Below are 18,384 nucleotides of genomic sequence, written 5' to 3' on the forward strand. Positions count from 1 at the left end.
GCCCGTGAAAGATTTACCCATTGCCATCGTCGGGGCTGGTACCGCGGGGCTGGCCAGTGCCATTCTGCTGGCCCGTCAGGGCTGGGCTGTCAGCGTTTTCGAGCGTGTCGCCGACCTGCAGCCGGTCGGTGCGGGCATTCTCCTGCAGCCTTCCGGGTTGGCCGCTTTGCGCAGCCTCGGCCTGTTCGATGAATGCGCAGCGCTCGGCGCGCCGGTAAGCCGCCTGTACGGCACCTCCGCCTGTGCGGGAAGAGTGATTCTCGACACCCGCTATCAGCACTGGCAAGCCGATTCCTTCGGCCTCGGCATCCATCGTGGTGTACTGATGACTGCGCTGGTCAACGCGGCGCGCGCGGCTGGCGTGAATATCTGCACGGGTGTTTCGATCAGCCGTTTCCAGCAATCGCCCACTCATGTGAGCCTGATCGCTGCCGATGATCAGGGCGGTGAGGTCGCACTCGGCGACCACGCGGCGTTGATTCTGGCCGACGGTACCCGCTCGCAGTTGCGGGCGCAGATGCAGGTCCGTCAGTGGGTCAAGCCCTATCCCTGGGGTGCGCTATGGAGCATCGTGCCGACGCCGGATTGCGCCGATTCCACCGATTTGCGCCAGTGGTACCGAGGCTGTTCGCAGATGTTCGGCATCATGCCGACCGGCGCTACCCACACCGACCGCAATACGCGCCTGAGCAGCCTGTTCTGGAGTCTGCCTGTCGCGACCCATGGTACGTGGCAGCAGTCCGGCCTGCCTGCCTGGAAGGATTCGGTACGCCAGCTCGCCGGTGAACCGGCCGAAGCCTTTCTGCAATCGATCGACTCGGCGCAGCGCTTGATGTTCGCCACCTATGCCGATGTGCGCATGTCCCGGTGGCATGACGGTCGGGTGCTGGCAATCGGTGACTGTGCCCACGCCATGAGCCCGCAACTGGGGCAGGGGGCGAACATGGCGCTGGTCGATGCCGTTGCGCTGGCCAGCGCACTGGGGCCAGTGGACCGGAAGCAGGCGGCGAATTTTCCCGAGCGCTTCGCCGCCTACGCGGATCTGCGCCGCGCTCATCTTCGTTATTACCGCCAGGCCAGCCGCTTGCTGACGCCCTTGTTCCAGTCGGACAGTGCCTGGCTGGCGGTCGTGCGCGATACTGCGCTGTTCATGGCGCGGCACCTGCCAATGGGGCGCCAGCATGCCGTTTCCACGCTGGTCGGGGCGCGTACCGGGTGGTTGTTGTCCGGCAAGGGCGGCGCCGAGTTGTACGCCTGGCGCACGTCAGCGGCGCAGCCAGTCGCCCCGACATCTTCCGGTTAGGCGGCGCCCCGCGCCTGTTGTACCTTCCACGCCCAAGCGAAAATCAGCAGGCCGCCCACCGCGGTCATCGCGCCGATGTAACCCGTCGATGTCCAGCCGAAACCGGCGCTGATCGCCAGGCCGCCGAGCCACGGGCCCAGTGCGTTGGCGATGTTGAATGCCGCGTGGTTGGAGGCGGCGGCCAGGGTCTGGGCGCCGGTGGCGACGTCCATCAGGTGGGTCTGCAGGGCCGGTGACAGGGCGGCGATGGTGCCCAGGGCGAGGATCGCCGGCAGTATCGTCCAGATCGAACGGGTGGCCGCGGGCAGAAGCAACAGCACCAGCGCACTCCACAGCAGAATCCAGGCCACCGACTTGAATTGCAGGCGGTCGAACAGCCAGCCGCCCGCCATGTTGCCGAGGATGCAGCCGACACCGAATATCGCCATGGCGACCGGAATCATTCCCGGGTTGACCTGGGTGACTTCCAGCAGCGTCGGCGCCATGTAGCTGAACACGCAGAACATTCCGGCGAAGCCGATCGAACCGATGCCCAGGGCCAGCCAGATGGGCGCGCGATTGAAGGCGCGCAGCTCGTTGATCGGGCTGCTGCGCACCTCGTTGCGGTCCACCGGCAGGAAGATCGCGACCATCGCCACGGTCAGCAGGGCGATCACGCTGACCAGTGCGAACGCATAGCGCCAGCTGACGCTCTGGCCCAGCCAGGTGGCCAGCGGGTTGCCGACCAGAATGGCCACGCTCAGGCCCATCAGCACCCGGCTTACCGCCTTGGCGCGCTTGTGCGGAGGTGCCATGGACGCGGCGACCAACATGGCGACGCCGAAATACGCACCGTGGGGCAGGCCGGCGAAGAAGCGGAAGACCAGCAGCGAAGCGTAGTCGGGCGCCAGGGCACTGGCGAGGTTGCCGACTGCGAAGACGCCCATCAGCAACAGCAGCAGCGTCTTGCGCAGCAGGCGTGCGCCGAGCAGCGCCAGGATCGGCGCACCGACCACCACGCCGAGCGCGTAGCTGCTGATCACGTGACCGACCTGCGGTTCGCTGACGCCCAGGTCCTCGGCGACATTGGGCATCAAGCCCATGATCGAGAACTCACTGGTGCCGATGGCAAAACCGCCAAGCGCCAGGGCCAGTTCGATCAGCAGGATCGCCCCCGCGCTCAGGCGCGTGGCGTCGTGGGCTGGGCCACTCATGTGTTTACCTCGATAACGTGCGGCGAATCAGGCGGGGCATTATTCACGCAATGGGCCGTCGAGAGAACCGCTTTGTTCCGCGACCTCTTTCAGCGGTAGCGCTGCAGGATGGCATCGAACTCGCCGTCCTCTTTCATCTGCACCATGGCGCGCAGCAATTGCATGGTGGGTACGTCGGGGGCATCGCGGACCAGGCAGGCGGCCAGGTCACTGGCCAACTCGTGCACCTGGTGGAGCTTCTCGGCCTGGTCGACATGGCGGTTGTACCAATGCAGGGCCAGTTCGTTGCTGATCGCATAATCGTAACGTCCGGCTGCGAGCTTGGTCAGCACCAGACCTTGTGTGCGGCCGTCGTCGCGCAGCAGTTGGCCGCTCATGAACAGTGGATGCAGGGTCGGGTAATAGAACCCCAGCACCGTACCGATGGACTGTTTGGGCAGTTTTTCCGGGGTGACCGTCTCGGCGGTACGACCTACCAGCAGATCACGCTGCACCATGAAGGGAATGCTCCACACGTACTGCGGATAGGTTTCGCTCAGCCAGGCAGGGTTCACGTAGCAGCGCACGTCTATTTCGTTGTGCAACAGCGCGCGTTGCACACGCAGGCGCGGCAATACCAGCAGCTCGGCACGGCGGCCGACTTTTTCCGCCAGCCGCATGGGCAGATCGTAGAGGATTCCGCCGACTGCTTCGCCGTTGCGGATCTCGACCAGAGGCATGACACCGCTTTCGGTGATCGAGAAGCGTAGCGGGCGCTCCTGCGCGCTGCAGCAGAGGCTGAGCAGGGCAAGCACTGCAGCACACAGACGAGGGCACATGGCACGAACCAGAGAGGATTGGGCGTTGTCGGAAAGCGTAGGCCGTCTGGAGCCGGTGCGCTGCTGGTGCATGCTGTTGAGACTCCATCATCGGTTGCGGTAGACGAAAACTTCAGATTATTGTTTTAAAAGGCTTTTTATATGGGTCGATTGACTGAGCTTATTGGATTGATGGTTTCAATCAATGGGCTCTTTGGTCCATATGGGGCTACTATCCCTCCTGTAAATTTTTCAACCCTCCAAGGAGTCACTGATGTCTTTGATTAACACTCAAGTCCAGCCGTTCAAGGTCAATGCATTTCACAACGGCAAATTCATCGAAGTCACCGAAGAGAGCCTGAAGGGCAAGTGGTCGGTACTGATCTTCATGCCGGCAGCCTTCACCTTCAACTGCCCGACCGAAATCGAAGACGCCGCCAACAACTACGAAGCCTTCCAGAAGGCTGGTGCCGAGGTGTACATCGTCACCACCGACACCCACTTCTCGCACAAGGTATGGCACGAAACTTCGCCTGCCGTTGGCAAGGCTCGCTTCCCGCTGATCGGTGACCCGACTCACCAGCTGACCAACGCGTTCGGCGTACACATCGCTGAAGAAGGTCTGGCACTGCGCGGTACCTTCGTGATCAACCCGGAAGGCCAGATCAAGACCGTCGAAATCCACTCCAACGAGATCGCTCGTGACGTGGCCGAGACCCTGCGCAAGCTGCAAGCCGCCCAGTACACCGCTGCTCACCCGGGCGAAGTCTGCCCCGCCAAGTGGAAAGAAGGTGCTCAGACTCTGGCTCCTTCCCTGGACTTGGTCGGCAAGATCTAAAAACGGCCGGGAAACCACTGCGCGTCGCTGATGCTGCGTTGAAATCAGGCTCGGGCTCGTCATTTACAGCTCGTAAACTGCTCGCCCGAGCCTGATCTCGCCTTGCCTCAACACCGCTCGCTACGTTTCCCAATCCGTTTACGCGCTGATCAAATCAACAACTGATTTTGGAAGCGCGCCCGAACGCCCGGGCGTAACCCGTCCGGGCGTTTTATTGCCCGAATTTTGTCATTGAGGACTCGTTTATGTTGGACGCCACGCTTAAAACCCAGTTGAAGGCCTACCTGGAAAAGGTCAGCCTGCCGTTCGAGATCGTCGCGTCCCTCGATGACAGCGACAAATCTCAGGAGCTTAAAGGCTTGCTCGACGACATCGTCAGCCTGACCGACAAGATCACCCTGAAGACCGATGGCACCGACGCCCGCGTGCCGTCGTTCGCCCTGAATCGCCCGAATGGCAATATCAGCCTGCGTTTCGCCGGCCTGCCGATGGGCCACGAATTCACTTCGCTGGTGCTGGCCCTGCTGCAAGTCGGTGGCCACCCGTCGAAGCTGGCTGCCGACGTGATCGAGCAGATCGCCAGCCTCGAAGGTGAATTCAACTTCGAGACCTACTTCTCGCTGTCCTGCCAGAACTGCCCGGACGTGGTCCAGGCGCTGAACCTGATGGCCGTGCTCAACCCGAACATCCGCCACGTCGCCATCGACGGCGCGCTGTTCCAGGACGAGGTCGAGTCCCGTCAGATCATGTCGGTACCGAGCATCTACCTGAACGGCGAACTCTTCGGCCAGGGCCGTATGGATGCCGAGCAGATCCTCGCCAAGATCGATACCGGCGCCTCCGCCCGTGACGCTGCCAAGCTGAACGGCAAGGAAGCCTTCGACGTGCTGGTCATCGGTGGTGGTCCGGCCGGTGCCGCGGCAGCCATCTACGCCGCTCGTAAAGGCATCCGCACCGGCGTTGCTGCCGAGCGCTTCGGCGGTCAGGTGCTCGACACCATGGCCATCGAGAACTTCATCTCGGTACAGGAAACCGAAGGCCCGAAACTGGCCCGCGCCCTGGAAGAGCACGTCAAGCAGTATGAAGTCGACATCATGAACCTGCAGCGTGCCAGCGCGCTGATTCCGGCCTCCAGCGCCGGCGGTCTGCACGAAGTGAAGTTCGAGAGCGGTGCGAGCCTGAAAGCCAAGACCGTGATTCTGTCCACCGGCGCGCGCTGGAGAGAGATGAACGTGCCGGGCGAGAAGGAGTACCGCAACAAGGGCGTGGCTTACTGCCCGCATTGCGATGGCCCGCTGTTCAAGGGCAAGCGCGTGGCGGTGGTCGGCGGTGGCAACTCCGGTGTGGAAGCGGCCATCGACCTGGCTGGTATCGTCTCCGAAGTCACGCTGCTGGAATATGACAGCAAGCTGCGTGCTGACGCCGTACTGCAGAAGAAACTGTACAGCCTGCCCAACGTCAAGGTGATCACCAGCGCCCTGACCAGCGAAGTGAAAGGCGACGGTCAGAAGGTCACCGGCCTGGTCTACAAGGATCGCAACTCCGACGAGTTCGTCTCGGTAGCACTGGAAGGCATCTTCGTGCAGATCGGTCTGCTGCCTAACTCCGAGTGGCTGAAGGGCTCGGTGGAGCTGTCGGACCGTGGCGAAATCATCGTCGACGCTCGCGGCGAAACCTCGCTGCCCGGCATCTTCGCCGCAGGTGACGTGACCACCGTGCCGTACAAGCAGATCGTCATCGCCGTGGGCGAGGGCGCGAAAGCTTCGCTGAGCGCTTTCGATCACCTGATCCGTAGCTGATGCGCTGAGTCAGACGTACAAAAGGCGGGCCCTGATGGCCCGCCTTTTTCATTTCTGCTTTCCGGGGATCTTGGCAATCAACCAAGAATGGCAGCCTTCTGCCGAAGCGATCGCCGGCAAGCCGGCTCCTACGGGCGCTGGCAGGCACGACTGTGGCGGGTGCCGCATCCGTAGGCGGTTTCATGTCAACGAGGCCCCCGTCTTGCGAGCACCCCGATAGTGCAGGAAACCGCTTGTGGGCAATAGGTGAGCTGCTCACCGAGTATCGCCGGCAAGCCGGCCCCTACGGGGCGCTGGCAGGCATGACTGTGGCGGGTGCAGCATCCGTAGGCGGTTTCATGTCAACGAGGCCCCCGTCTTGCGAGCACCCCGGTAGTGCAGCAAACCGCTGGTGGGCAATAGGTGAGCTACTCACCGAGTATCGCCGGCAAGCCGGCCCCTACGGGGCGCTGGCAGGCATGACAAGGGTAGGAGGCTTATCCGTAGGAGCCCGCTTGCGGGCGATTCGGCCGAGCGATGCAGTGCTGCCGCCGGATCGAATCGCTCAGTCGGTCTCTTCATCGCGAATCAGCACGAAGCTGGGGCCCTGCTCGTCGTCGAGCCGCTCGCAGACGAAGTACATGTCCACCTTGCCGCCAGCGGACATGATTGCCAGGTAATCGCCGGCCTGTGGAATGAAGAAGGCCCTCGAGCCCGGCTTGGCTTCGCAGGCCACCAGCGCGGTGAAGAACAGCGCCGGGTCGCTGCCATCGAAATAGTCGTCACGCTCGGCAGCGTCCCATTCCTGAGGCGGCTCGAACGGGCCGGTGAACAGGACCTTGGCATCGCCCATGTCCTGTTCTTCAGCGTCGCTATCGTCCTCATCCGGGCGATAGACCGTGCAGTCCTGTGACTCGGCGGCATCCAGCACGCGCTGGCGGTGTTGATCATCGATTAGGGACACGCTGGCTCCGAATAGCAGAAAGAATCGAGGTGTGCAGTGTGAGCCGCACCACGGTGGCCTGCAATCACCCACGTGCGATTTCCCCCGAGCGTGGAAACTGCGATGCTGGTACGACCGTGAAGCAGCATTGAGAACAACCATGAAGATCAGCTCGGATTTCGACAGCGGCAACATCCTCGTGCAGGACGCCAGCGACCCGCACAAGGTGCTGCTGACCATGCGCCCGGATCTCAACAGCCACCATTTCCAGTGGTTTCATTTCCAGGTCGAGGGCCTGACACCAGGCGCGCGCCATGATTTCAGCATCACCAACGCCGGGCAGTCGGCCTATAGCCATGCCTGGACGGGCTACAACGCGGTAGCCTCCTACGATCAGCGCACCTGGTTCCGGGTACCTAGCCGCTTCGAGGATGGCGCTCTGCATTTCGGCCTGGAGCCCGAGCATGAACACATCTGGTTCGCCTACTTCGAGCCCTACAGCCGTGAGCGGCACAGTGACCTGATCGCTCAGGCGCTGGCCTTGCCGGGTGTCGAGCTGCATGGCTGCGGGCGCAGCATCGAGGGGCGGGATATCGAGCTGCTGCGCGTGCATCGCCACCCGCAAGCGAGCCGCAAGGTGTGGATCATCGCCCAGCAGCATCCGGGCGAGCACATGGCCGAGTGGTTCATGGAGGGCATCGTCCGCCGTCTGCAGGACAGCAGCGACGTCATTCTGGATGCTCTTCTGCAGCAGGCCGATCTCTATCTGGTGCCGAACATGAACCCGGACGGTGCCTTCCGTGGCCATCTACGCACCAACGCTGCGGGGCAGGACCTCAATCGTGCCTGGCAGTCGGCCAGCCTCGAGCGCAGCCCGGAGGTGTTCTTCGTGCAGCAGGCCATGCGTGAGGTGGGCGTGGATCTGTTTCTCGATATCCACGGAGACGAAGAAATCCCCCATGTGTTCACTGCCGGCTGCGAAGGCAATCCCGGGTTCTCCGCGCGACTGGAAGCGCTGGAGAGTGAGTTCCGCAGCCGTCTGGTCGAGCGCGGTGCCGAGTTCCAGACGCGCTTCGGATACCCGCGCAGCGCACCGGGCCAGGCCAATACGGCATTGGCCTGCAACTCGGTCGGGCAGGAGTTCGACTGCCTGTCGTTCACCCTGGAGATGCCCTTCAAGGATCACGACGATACGCCGGATCCGTTGACGGGCTGGAACGGCGAGCGTTCGATGAAACTGGCCGGTGAGATGCTCGACGTGGTGGCGGAGATGGTCGATCGGCTGCGCTGATCAGGCATGCTCGTGCAGGGTGTCTTGCTCATCCTGCGCGGCCTGCAACTCCTGCAGGGTCTGCATCTTTTCGGCGATTTCCTTCTCGGCCGCAGCACGTTGCTCAGGTGGCAGGTTCTCGAGCTCTTCCTCGCTCATGCCGATTTCCTTGAGGATCTTGTCGCGCATCTTCTCGGTAGGCGACATGTCCATGTAGGCCATGAACTGGGCGAGGGCACTGTCGGCGGTCGGTTTCCCGGTCGAGCTGTCGCCACCTGTGCTGTCGGACACCTGTTGCGAGTCCTGAGCCGAGCTGTACAGGTTGACCATCATCCGCGCGAAGGCTTCGTCGTAGGCCTGCTGGCTGGAGTCCGCCTGATCGCCCTTGAATCCCCTGGGCGGCGCACTGGCTTCCTGCGCCTTCTCGTGCTTGGCGAGCGATGCAGCCTCACGGCTTTGTTTGAAATCCAGCGCGTCGACACGGCTGCGCTGCAGGGGGCTTGTCGTTCCGTAATGGGTGAGCGAACCGATGCTGCTCATGGCGGACCTCCTTGGCTGTGAGTCATCACTTCAGCAAGGCCTGTGCCAGCCGCTCGGTTACTGCCAGTCGATTGATTGTCAAAGGAATTATTTCTCACGTCGGGGTGCCCTGGGCATTCCCTTGCCGCTCACGGCAAGCCGCTGCCGCCCGTGGCGAGGCGCTCAGCTCGGCAGGTCGAACAGGCCTTGCTGTGGTGGCGGCGGCGCTGGCAGTGCTGCGGGGGCGCCGCGCGCTGGCAACCGACGGCTGACCTGCGCACCCAGGACCTGAGGTACACGGCTGCGTTGCACCTGCCACCAGCCTGGTAGCAGGGCACGTACTTCGGGCAGGGTGAAGCGGTCGTCCATCAAATGCACCACACCACTGTCCTGTGGGGTGCGGATGACCCGGCCAGCGGCCTGTACCACTTTCTGCAGCCCGGGAAACAGGTAGGTGTAGTCGTAGCCACTGCCGAACATCTCGGCCATGTGCTGCTTGATCTGTTCGTTGATCGGGTTGATCTGCGGCAGCCCCAGAGTGGCGATGAAGGCGCCGATCAAACGGTCCCCGGGCAGGTCGATGCCTTCGCCGAAAACCCCGCCCAGCACCGCGAAGCCGATCCCCTGGCCACCCGGCCGGAAGCGCTCGAGAAACTGCTGGCGTTCGGTTTCGTCCATCTGCCGGGCCTGTACCCAGCGGGTGATCTGCGGGTGCTCGTGGTCGAACAGTTCCAGCACTTGCTGCAGGTAGGCATAGCTGCTGAAAAAGGCCAGATAATTGCCTGGGCGTTCGGCGAACTGCCGCGCCATCAGGGCGACGATGGGCGCCAATGACCGCTCGCGGTGCTGATAGCGGGTCGACAGGTTGCTCACCGCCTGAACCTGCAACTGCGCGGCCTGGAACGGCGACTCGACATCCAGCCAGGGTGTCGCTTCCGGGAGGCCGAGCAGATCCGCGTAGTAGCCGGCCGGGCTCAGGGTGGCGGAAAACAGCGTGGTGCTGTGGCTGTTCTCGAAGCGCGGGGCGAGAAAGGGCGCCGGCACGATATTGCGCAGGCACAGCACCGAATGGCTGCGCCCGCGAGGATCCGCCTTGCGACTGACGTCGAACAGCGAGTGGGGGCCGAAGGCTTCCGCCAGGCGGCAGAAGGCCATGGCGTCGAGGTAGAACTGCAGCAGTTCGCCATCATTGCCGGTGGGTTGGTCGGTCAGGTGATCGGTAAGCGCGCTGACCGCCTTCTGCAGGGAAAGAAGCAGCAGGTCCGGTGGTTGCGGATAGGTCTGGTAGTCCTCGGACAGTTCCTTGTGCAACTGCTTCCAGTGGCGGCTGATGCGTGTCAGTACGGCACTCAGGCCCTTGGGCGCGTTGCTGCGCATGGCTTCGAAGCGCCCCTGATCGAGCTCGGCGCTGTACATACGCCGGGCCCGTTCGATCAGGTTGTGGGCTTCGTCGACCAGTAGCGTCACGCGCCACTCGTTGATCAGGGTCAGGCTGTAGAGCAGGGCACTGAGGTCGAAATAATAGTTGTAGTCGCATACCACCACGTCGGCCCAGCGGGTCAGCTCCTGGCTCAGGTAATAGGGGCAGACCTGATGCTGGAGGGCGATGTCGCGCACTGCGGCCTGATCCAGCCAGGTGCACTCGACCGCGGCCTGGCGCGCGGCGGGCAGGCGGTCGTAGAAACCACGGGCCAGCGGGCAGGATTCGCCGTGACAGGCTTTGTCGGGGTGCTCGCAGGCCTTGTCCCTGGCGACATGTTCGAGTACGCGTAGTGGCAGGGTCTCGCCGCGCAGAATGTGTAGCGCGTGCAGTGCCAGTTGGCGACCCGGCGTTTTCGCGGTGAGAAAGAACAGCCGGTCCAGGCCGTTTTCCGCGAATGCCTTCAGCTGCGGGAACAGCGTGCCGAGCGTCTTGCCGATTCCGGTAGTGGCCTGGGCCATCAGGCAATGGCCATCGCGGGCCGCCCGGTAAACGGCTTCGGCCAGTTGCCGCTGGCCCAGGCGAAACTCGGCATGGGGGAAGCGCAGTTCGGCCAGCGCGCTGTCGCGTAGCTGGCGATGAGCCTGTTCCTGCTCGGCCCAGGTGATGAAGCGGCTGCACAGTTGCGCGAAGAACGCCTGCAGCTCGTCAGCCGTGCGGGTTTCGCGGAACACGCTTTCCTTCTGCGTGAGGACGTTGAAGTACACCACCGCGAGATCGATTTTCGCCAGATCGCGGCTCTGGCAGAGCAGCCAGCCGTATACCCGGGCCTGCGCCCAGTGCAGTTGGCGGTGATTGTCGGGAATGCGGCTGATGTCGCCACGGTGGGTCTTTATTTCTTCGAGCAGGTTGCTGTGCGGATCGAACCCGTCGGCCCGGCCGCGTACCTGCAGGGAGAGGAATTCACCTGCCAGCGGGACTTCCGCTTCGTAGTGCTCGCCACGTCGGCTGACTACCGTGGCGTGGCCGGCCATGCCCTCCTGGGCAGTGGGTGAGGGCGTGAAACGCAGGTCGAGGTCGCCACATTTGGCGGTGAACTCGCAGAGCGCGCGCACCGCCACGCGGTAGCTCATGCGTCGGCCCACTGCACGTAGCAGACGTCCACCGGCATGCCGTGCTCGGCACAGAACGCCAGCCAGCGGCGCTGGTTGTCCTGAAGCCGATCACCCGGGCCTTTCACCTCGATCATGCGGTAGCGTTTTTCCTCGGGCCAGAACTGGATCAGGTCGGGCATACCGGCGCGATTGGCCTGGATATCGCCGAGCAGGCGCCGAAACCAGGCGCGCAAATGGGCTGCCGGCAGGCAGTCGAGGGCCTGGTCCAGCAATGCTTCGCTGAGCACGCCCCAGTGCACGAAAGGTGACTGAATGCCGAACTTGTCGCGGTAGGTGCGACGAATGCTGTGGCGGTAACGGTCATCGTCGAGTTGCTCCAGGCACGCAGCGAACAGTTCTCGCCGGCGTGGGTAGAAGTCGGCGGTGAGCAGGTCGGCCGGGCCGTGCTGGAACGGATGGAAGAAGGCGCCAGGTACGGCGGCGAATACCGCGGGCCAGCAGAGCAGGCCGAACAGGCTGCAGATCAGCGTGTTCTCGACGTAATGCACGGGGGCCTCGCTGCGCTGCAGGTGCAGTTGCACGAGCTGCTCCACCGCCAGCGACGGCAGCCTGGGCAGTTGCAGATCGAGGCGTGGCGGTGCTGGCGCCTTGGCGCGTTTCTGCGCAGGCATGCCCAATTGCCGGGTCAGGCGCACCAGGGCTCGCTCGGCCAGTTGCAGTTCGCCATCGCTGTTGGGCGCTGCGATGGCCTGGCCTGCCAGTTCGAAGGCTTCGCTGTAACGCAGGGTGCGTTCCAGTACGCGAATCTGTCGCTGCCGCGCGGCGCCGTAACGGCTGCTGGCGTATACCTGCAACGCCAGTTCGAACTCGGCACAACGTTCCAGATGCTGACCGATGCGAAACAGCAACTTGGCACGCCGCTCGGCGATATAAGGGTTGTCGTAGCGGCGGGTGTCTATACGTTCGAGCAGGTCCGCCGTGGCGTCACCGGCTTCGAACGCCTCCCGGCAGCGCTGCAGGTGGAGGTAGTCGTCGACATCCTCGCGACAGCGCAGTGCTCGCGAGTCGGGCGGAAAATCGACGCTTTCGTAGCGAAATATACCCAGATCGGCGAGCACGAACTCCGACCATTCCTGACGCAGGTTGCCGAAGAACATCAACCGCAGGCGCTCGCTCAGGTCATCGATGGTCAGGCTGTAAAGGGCATCGTCGAGAGTCGGGCACCAGGCATCGAAAGCCCGTGCCTCATCGAAGTGCTCACTGAGCTGTTCCAGCAGGTGCTCTTTGCGGGCACGTCGATCACTGAGGTTGCCGGCGAAACAGATAACGATTTCGTCCTTGCGCAGCAGCGCCAGCAATTGGTCCAGCTGCAGCGCGGCATTATCGATTATCCAGCCATTGGCGATCAGCGGTGTGGCGGCCTGGCGGCAGCAGCCAATCTCCTGATAGTTCAGCTTGCTGGCACGAAAATGCACGCCTTTGCGCATGATCATGCGCACCAGCAGGGCCTGTGCCGATTCGTCGAGCGCACCGAAGCCGAGCAGGAACTCACGTTCGTTCGCGCTCAGCAGGTCGGCATGGCGTTCACCAATCCAGGTCAGCGCCTTGTGGAAGTTGTGCAGATAATAGAAACGTGGATCGTTCGACGCTGACATGAGCTAAAGCTGGATACTGGTTTTATATACAGATATCAGGCCGCTCCTCGTTTGACAATCCGCAGGAGATGAACGGGGTCGCACAACATGCTGTCCCTTGCCACCGCTGGCGGACTACACTGCACGTCCATCGCCGCTGTGAACGCTGCATCATGAACAGCCAGTTAGCCCCTCTCTCCGCAAGCACCTTGACTGAGCGTCATTACGAGATGCTGGTTCAGGCAGTGGTCGATTACGCGATCTTCATGCTCGATACGCATGGCCGCATCGTCTCCTGGAATGCTGGTGCTGCTCGCATCAAGGGCTACGATGCCGCAGAGGCCGTCGGCCAGCATCTGTCCCTGTTCTATACCGAAGAGGACCGGCAGGCGGGCAAGCCCAGGCTGCTAATGGAAAGGGCACTTCAGGATGGGCGCTCCCAGGATGAAGGCTGGCGAGTTCGCAAGGACGGCACGCGCTTCTGGGCCCTGGTGGCCATCGATGCGATTCGCGATGAGCGCGGTGAAATCATCGGGCTGGCCAAGATTACCCGAGACATCACTGAGCGCCACGAGGCGGATTTGCGTTACGACGGTCTGCGCGCACAGCTCTTCCAGGCGCAGAAGCTGGAGGCTCTGGGCCAGCTGAGTGGCGGTATGGCGCACGACTTCAACAATCTGCTGACCATCATTCTCAGTGCTGCCAAGCTGGCTAGCCGTGCCGCTAGTCCGGAACGACTGGCCAGCCTGCTGGCGAGCATTCAGGATGCAGGCGAGCGTGGCGCGCAGATGACCCGCAACCTGTTGACCTTCGCCCGTTGCGAGCAGATGCCCAGCCGTCTCGTCGATCTCGATGAGTTACTCGACACGGCACACACCTTCGTCAGTCAGGCATTGCCGAAGACGATGAGCCTGGAAATGCAGTTCGCGCCAGGATTACATCAGGTCGAGCTGGACCCCAGCCAGTTGGAGATGGCGCTGCTCAATCTGATTCTCAATGCACGCGACGCCATGTCCGCGACAGGCGTTATCAGGCTACAGGCACAGAATCGTGTGCTTTCAGGGGAGCTGGACGATTTGCACGGGGCGTTCGTGTCGATTTCAGTGATCGACGAGGGCGTAGGCATCGACCCGGCGATCCGTTCACGGCTGTTCGAACCTTTTTTCACCACCAAGGACGTTGGCAAGGGAACTGGACTGGGGCTTAGTCAGGTCTACGGTTTTGCCCGTCAGGCGGGTGGCGGTGTACATGTGGAAAGCACGCTGGGGCAGGGGGCAAGGGTAACGCTTTACTTGCCGGCAGCCATCGGGCAAGCGACAGATGAACGTGCGTGAACATGCTAGTATTGCGAATCGCCTTTTCTATCAGTGCGTTAACGCCTGGGAAGAGCACATTAAAGCCTAGGTTACCGTTGCGTAACTTCGATTGAGGCAGGCCAGAACTTGGAACAGCTACAACGCCTTCAAAGTGGGATCGATGGACTGGACGCGCTGCTCAAGGGCGGACTGGTAGCCGGGGCATCCTATATCGTTCAGGGGCGCCCAGGTTCGGGCAAGACCATTCTCGCCAACCAGATCGCGTTCAATCATGTGCGTGATGGTGGCCGCGTGCTGGTGGCCACTCTGCTGGCCGAATCCCACGAAAGGCTCTTTCAGTTCCTCTCCACGATGACCTTCTTCGACCCGACCAAGGTCGGTGCGGAAATCCAGTTCGTCAGTGCGTTCGATACGCTGGAGAACGAGGGCCTGGACGAGGTCGTCAAGCTGTTGCGTCGTGAAATCAGTCGCCAGAAAGCGACGCTGTTGATCGTCGATGGTCTGCTCAATGCCCGCTCCAAGGCGGAAAATCAGATCGACACCAAGAAATTCATTTCCGAGTTGCAGGGGCACGCGGCTTTCGCCGGTTGCACCGTGCTGTTTCTGACCAGTTCTCGCCTTGATGACGGTAGCCCGGAGCACACCATGGTCGATGGCGTGATCGAACTGGGCGAAGAGCTGTTCGGGGCACGCTCGGTACGCCGCATTCACTTGCGCAAGACCCGAGGCAGCGGTGCGCTGTCTGGGCTGCACGAGTGCGAGATCACCGACGATGGCCTGGTGATCCACCCGCGCCTGGAGAGCCTGTACAGCAAGCCGAGTCAGGACGACAGCGCGACGTTGGCGCGGATTTCCAGTGGCATTCCAAGCCTGGACAGCCTGATCGGTGGAGGCCTGTCGGAATCCTCGGTCACCTTGATCATGGGCCCCGCCGGCGTCGGCAAGACCACTCTGGGCATGAATTTCCTCGCTCAGTCCACTGTCGAGGCCCCAGGCCTGCATTTCGGCTTCTACGAGACGCCACAGCGGCTGCGCCTCAAAGCGGCGGCACTGGGCATCGATCTGCGCGCCATGGAAGAGTCCGGTGCGCTGCATATCATGTGGCAGCCAACCACCGAAGGATTGCTCGACGGCCTTGGCGCGCGGGTGATCAACGCCGTCAGAGACAAAGGCATCAAGCGGCTGCATATCGACAGCCTCGGCGGTATGGCGCGTGTAGCTACCAGCAGCGCGCGTCTTGTCGAGTTCTTCAGCGCGCTGATGAGCCAACTGCGCGCGATGGGCGTCACGGTTTTCGCCACGTGGGAAATGCGCGATCTGTTCGCTGCCGAGATCAATGCGCCGGCCCCGGAGCTGTCGAGCATCGTCGACAATCTGGTTCTCATGCGTTTCGTGGAAAAGGAGGCTGAACTAAAGCGCCTGCTTTCCATACTTAAGATGAGGGATAGCTATTACGATTCCTCCCTCCTGGAAGTGGTCATCAGCGATCATGGTATTGAACTCAGCAAGGCATTCAAGAATGCGGCAGGCGCCTTGTCGGGGAACGCCGTGCCGGCGCAAGACGCCTGATCGAGCCTATTGACTATGACAACCATCCTGATAGTCGACGATGAATACCTGATTGCGGATATTCTCGGCTATGCCATGGAAGACGAAGGCTACATGGTGGTGAAGGCGAGCAACGGCCGCAAGGGGTTGGAGGTGCTCGACCGCGAACGCCCCGAACTGGTCATTACCGATTTCATGATGCCAATCATGGATGGCCTCGAATTCGCCCGTGCAATTCGGGCGCGGCCCGCATCCGGCGACCTGCCGATCATTCTCATGAGCGGCGCCCAGGGCAGTGTCGGACGGGCCAGCCCGGAACTCTTCGCTGCGGTGTTCGACAAGCCCTTCGATATCAATCAGGTCATCGCCAAGGTCAAGGAACTGATCGGCCCGAGCTGATCAATATCGCCCCCCAGTTGCGCTGATCACCTCGCTTTTATAACGCCCCTCTTTCTGGAACATGGCTCGTGCACCGGTGTCGAAGGCTGTTATGCGCCGTGGCTCTCGAGTCGAGCCTGCGGCAGTCCATTGCGTCGAGAGCGGTTATCCATGGATGAGGTTGTAGTACGGGTTGCCAATGGCGCCCGGGAGCCGAGCGCCGGTCTGGCCGTTTTCCTGCCGCTGCTGGATAACGCCGATCGCGACGTGGGCTCGTGTGGATTTGCGCGAATGGAACCTGCAAAAGTTTTCTCTCGGCGACACACGTTGGTTGCCCGCGGATGGTCCCCATGCGCATATTGATCTGCAGTGATGAGTCGGATCTGTTGCTGCCACTGCTCGCACCTCTGGGCTTCACCTTCGAGGTCTGCCCTGGTCTGGGGAGGCTGAGCGAATTCCTGGCCAGCGATATCAGTGCCGTATTGATCGCCGAAGAGGCGGTCCGCGATCAGGGGCATGCGTTAGAGCAAATCCTCCAATCGTCCACTCCCGTCATCGTACTGGCAGCGGCCAACCCTGCGCAGCAGCCAACAGCGGTCGATGGTTATGGTGCCGTATTGCTGGAGCGCCCATTCACCTCGCGTTCGCTTTGCAGTTGCCTGTCCGTTTTGACCGAGCGTGCGCGTGGCGCGCTTCTGGACGGCGATCGCAGCGCGGGTGAGCTGGCCCTGCTGCAAAGTCAGAAGATGGACGCTGTCGGCTCGTTGACCGGTGGCATCGCCCATGATTTCAATAACATGCTCACCGGTATCATCGGCGCGCTCGACATCATGAAGCGCCGCGTGGCGAGCGGTCGTCTGGAAGGGATCGAACGTTTCATCGAGGCTGCCAGCGTTTCCGCGGACCGAGCGAGCGCTCTGACTCAGAGATTGCTGACCTTTTCTCTTCGCCAGCCTCTGGATGCCCGACCGGTGGCGGTGAGTTCATTGATCGATTCGCTGGAGTCACTCATCCGGCGTACGGTCAGTGACGGCATCTCGCTGCAGGGCGACTATCAGCACGCCGATGCTCGCGTCCTGGCCGATGCCCGGCAGCTGGAAAATGCCATTCTCGACCTTGCCGTCAACGCCCGTGACGCCATGCCCGGTGGCGGGCAGTTGAGGTTGCATACTTCACTGGTCGATCTGGCCGAGGGAGATAGGGCGGCGCTGCCTGACCTTTCGCCAGGGCGCTATCTGGTCATCGCGCTTTCGGATACCGGTTCCGGCATGAGCAGCGATACGCTTGAGAAGGTTTTCGATCCGTTCTTCACCACCAAGTCCGTTGGCCAGGGCAGCGGTCTCGGTCTTTCCATGGTGCACGGTTTCGCACGGCAGAGCGGCGGCCAGGCGACCATCCACAGTGAGCGAGGTGTTGGTACCACGGTGCGCCTGTTTCTGCCCGCTTGTGAGGCGGTCGACCACCAGGCGGTGGTGGCGCCTGTGCGCAAAGTGGGTCATCGGGTTTTGCTGGTCGAGAGTGACTCCGCGGTGCGTCTGCTGGTTTGCGAAGTGCTTGGCGAGATGGGTCATGAAGTCGTCAACGCCACCGAGCCGCAGGCCGCCATCGACCTGCTGAGCGCGGGTGCCTCATTCGATCTGTTGGTCACGGATGCAAGCCTCACAGGGATGACCGGCTCGGAGCTGGCGGATATCGCTCGCGGCTATCGGCCAGATTTGCCGGTGTTGTTGATCTTCGCTGAGGTGAATGCCGAATCGGCCATTCTGGGGCAGGGCGTAAGAACCATCGGCAAGCCCTTCTCCATACGTGAGTTGAGTGAAACCCTGCACGACCTTTTGCCAGGTAGGCGCTAGGCCCGGTGCAGTGCTTTCAGCCGTAAAGGTTGATGGCGGCTTTGCCTTGGCGAAGCCGCCTGTCGCCCATCACTTTCCGGTTGTCAGGCTCCGTCTCGACCGCTCTGTTGTCAGGCTTGGCGGCCTCTCGGCAACTTTTTCCCAGGAAAGCATCGCCGCGCGGAATCAAAGCGTTGCTCCGTAGTCCTAAACCCTGACAACGAAAAGGCGGTAGCCCATATCGCCACCTCCAGCCTCTTGAAGTGCTGGCCTGGACGTCGATCCGTTTGCAGTACCAATGCCATTTTCCCTGCGTGCTCCCGGTGAGCGGGCAGAGGGGATCCGGTGATTGCGTCAGGGTAGGGATGCTTGCTGTATGCGCCAGCCATGATCGGCTTCTGGTGGCGTGCAGGCGCTTGCGGTTGGGCTGATAACTGCCTGCGTCTATCAATTCAATGTCGCCGTACCACTATGGCGATTGTGGGGGAGATATTAACCAT

The 18,384-nt window shown here is 62.1% G+C and carries 14 protein-coding genes; 8 read left to right on the plus strand and 6 right to left on the minus strand.

The features are described from left to right. Positions 1-4: 4 nt before the first annotated feature. Positions 5-1,303: an FAD-dependent oxidoreductase gene (locus FHR27_RS02690; protein WP_179537709.1), complete on the plus strand. Its 1,299-nt coding sequence runs from the start codon at positions 5-7 to the stop codon at positions 1,301-1,303. Here FHR27_RS02690 and FHR27_RS02695 read toward each other — a convergent pair. Beyond that, positions 1,300-2,496, minus strand: a complete 1,197-nt coding sequence (locus FHR27_RS02695; RefSeq protein WP_179537710.1) for an MFS transporter — start codon at positions 2,494-2,496, stop codon at positions 1,300-1,302. The genes FHR27_RS02690 and FHR27_RS02695 overlap by 4 nt on opposite strands. Before the next feature lie 89 nt (positions 2,497-2,585). Further along, the gene (locus FHR27_RS02700) at positions 2,586-3,386 is read right to left on the minus strand and encodes a substrate-binding periplasmic protein (protein ID WP_257026795.1); all 801 of its coding nucleotides are present in this window, start codon (positions 3,384-3,386) and stop codon (positions 2,586-2,588) included. A 181-nt stretch (positions 3,387-3,567) separates the two neighbouring features. Between FHR27_RS02700 and ahpC the strand changes: the two genes are divergently transcribed. Beyond that, positions 3,568-4,131: an alkyl hydroperoxide reductase subunit C gene (gene ahpC, locus FHR27_RS02705; protein ID WP_042552238.1), complete on the plus strand. Its 564-nt coding sequence runs from the start codon at positions 3,568-3,570 to the stop codon at positions 4,129-4,131. Between the two features lie 245 nt (positions 4,132-4,376). After that, positions 4,377-5,930 carry an alkyl hydroperoxide reductase subunit F gene (gene ahpF / locus FHR27_RS02710; protein ID WP_042552239.1) on the plus strand — a complete coding sequence of 518 codons (1,554 nt, stop codon included), beginning with the start codon at positions 4,377-4,379 and terminating at the stop codon, positions 5,928-5,930. Between the two features lie 544 nt (positions 5,931-6,474). Here ahpF and FHR27_RS02715 read toward each other — a convergent pair. Then, a complete protein-coding gene (locus tag FHR27_RS02715; RefSeq protein ID WP_179537711.1) occupies positions 6,475-6,873 on the minus strand; it encodes a hypothetical protein in 399 nt (132 codons plus the stop codon). Between the two features lie 139 nt (positions 6,874-7,012). On the opposite strand from FHR27_RS02715, the gene FHR27_RS02720 reads away from it, so the two are divergent. Beyond that, positions 7,013-8,143 carry a M14 family metallopeptidase gene (locus FHR27_RS02720; RefSeq protein ID WP_042556852.1) on the plus strand — a complete coding sequence of 377 codons (1,131 nt, stop codon included), beginning with the start codon at positions 7,013-7,015 and terminating at the stop codon, positions 8,141-8,143. On the opposite strand, the gene FHR27_RS02725 is transcribed toward FHR27_RS02720, so the two are convergent. The 3 genes from FHR27_RS02725 to FHR27_RS02735 form a co-directional block, all read right to left on the minus strand. Then, positions 8,144-8,662, minus strand: a complete 519-nt coding sequence (locus FHR27_RS02725; protein ID WP_179537712.1) for a hypothetical protein — start codon at positions 8,660-8,662, stop codon at positions 8,144-8,146. 162 nt (positions 8,663-8,824) lie between these two features. Continuing rightward, the gene (locus FHR27_RS02730; protein ID WP_257026797.1) at positions 8,825-11,194 is read right to left on the minus strand and encodes an ATP-dependent DNA helicase; all 2,370 of its coding nucleotides are present in this window, start codon (positions 11,192-11,194) and stop codon (positions 8,825-8,827) included. Next, entirely contained in the window at positions 11,191-12,831 is a 1,641-nt protein-coding gene (locus tag FHR27_RS02735; RefSeq protein WP_179537713.1) for a VRR-NUC domain-containing protein, read from the minus strand. The genes FHR27_RS02730 and FHR27_RS02735 overlap by 4 nt, the downstream gene beginning before the upstream one ends. Positions 12,832-12,983: 152 nt before the next feature. Between FHR27_RS02735 and FHR27_RS02740 the strand changes: the two genes are divergently transcribed. From FHR27_RS02740 to FHR27_RS02755, 4 genes are all read left to right on the plus strand, one after another. Beyond that, on the plus strand, positions 12,984-14,144 hold the full coding sequence (locus tag FHR27_RS02740; RefSeq protein WP_179540014.1) for a two-component system sensor histidine kinase NtrB: 1,161 nt from the start codon (positions 12,984-12,986) through the stop codon (positions 14,142-14,144). A gap of 108 nt (positions 14,145-14,252) precedes the next feature. Then, the gene (locus FHR27_RS02745) at positions 14,253-15,695 is read left to right on the plus strand and encodes an ATPase domain-containing protein (protein WP_042556848.1); all 1,443 of its coding nucleotides are present in this window, start codon (positions 14,253-14,255) and stop codon (positions 15,693-15,695) included. Positions 15,696-15,710: 15 nt separating this feature from the next. Continuing rightward, positions 15,711-16,073: a response regulator gene (locus FHR27_RS02750; protein WP_042556847.1), complete on the plus strand. Its 363-nt coding sequence runs from the start codon at positions 15,711-15,713 to the stop codon at positions 16,071-16,073. Between the two features lie 329 nt (positions 16,074-16,402). Then, the gene (locus FHR27_RS02755; protein ID WP_179537714.1) at positions 16,403-17,905 is read left to right on the plus strand and encodes an ATP-binding protein; all 1,503 of its coding nucleotides are present in this window, start codon (positions 16,403-16,405) and stop codon (positions 17,903-17,905) included. Positions 17,906-18,384: the final 479 nt, after the last annotated feature.

The sequence above is a fragment of the Pseudomonas flavescens genome, from assembly GCF_013408425.1.
GTDB lineage: Bacteria > Pseudomonadota > Gammaproteobacteria > Pseudomonadales > Pseudomonadaceae > Aquipseudomonas > Aquipseudomonas fulva_A.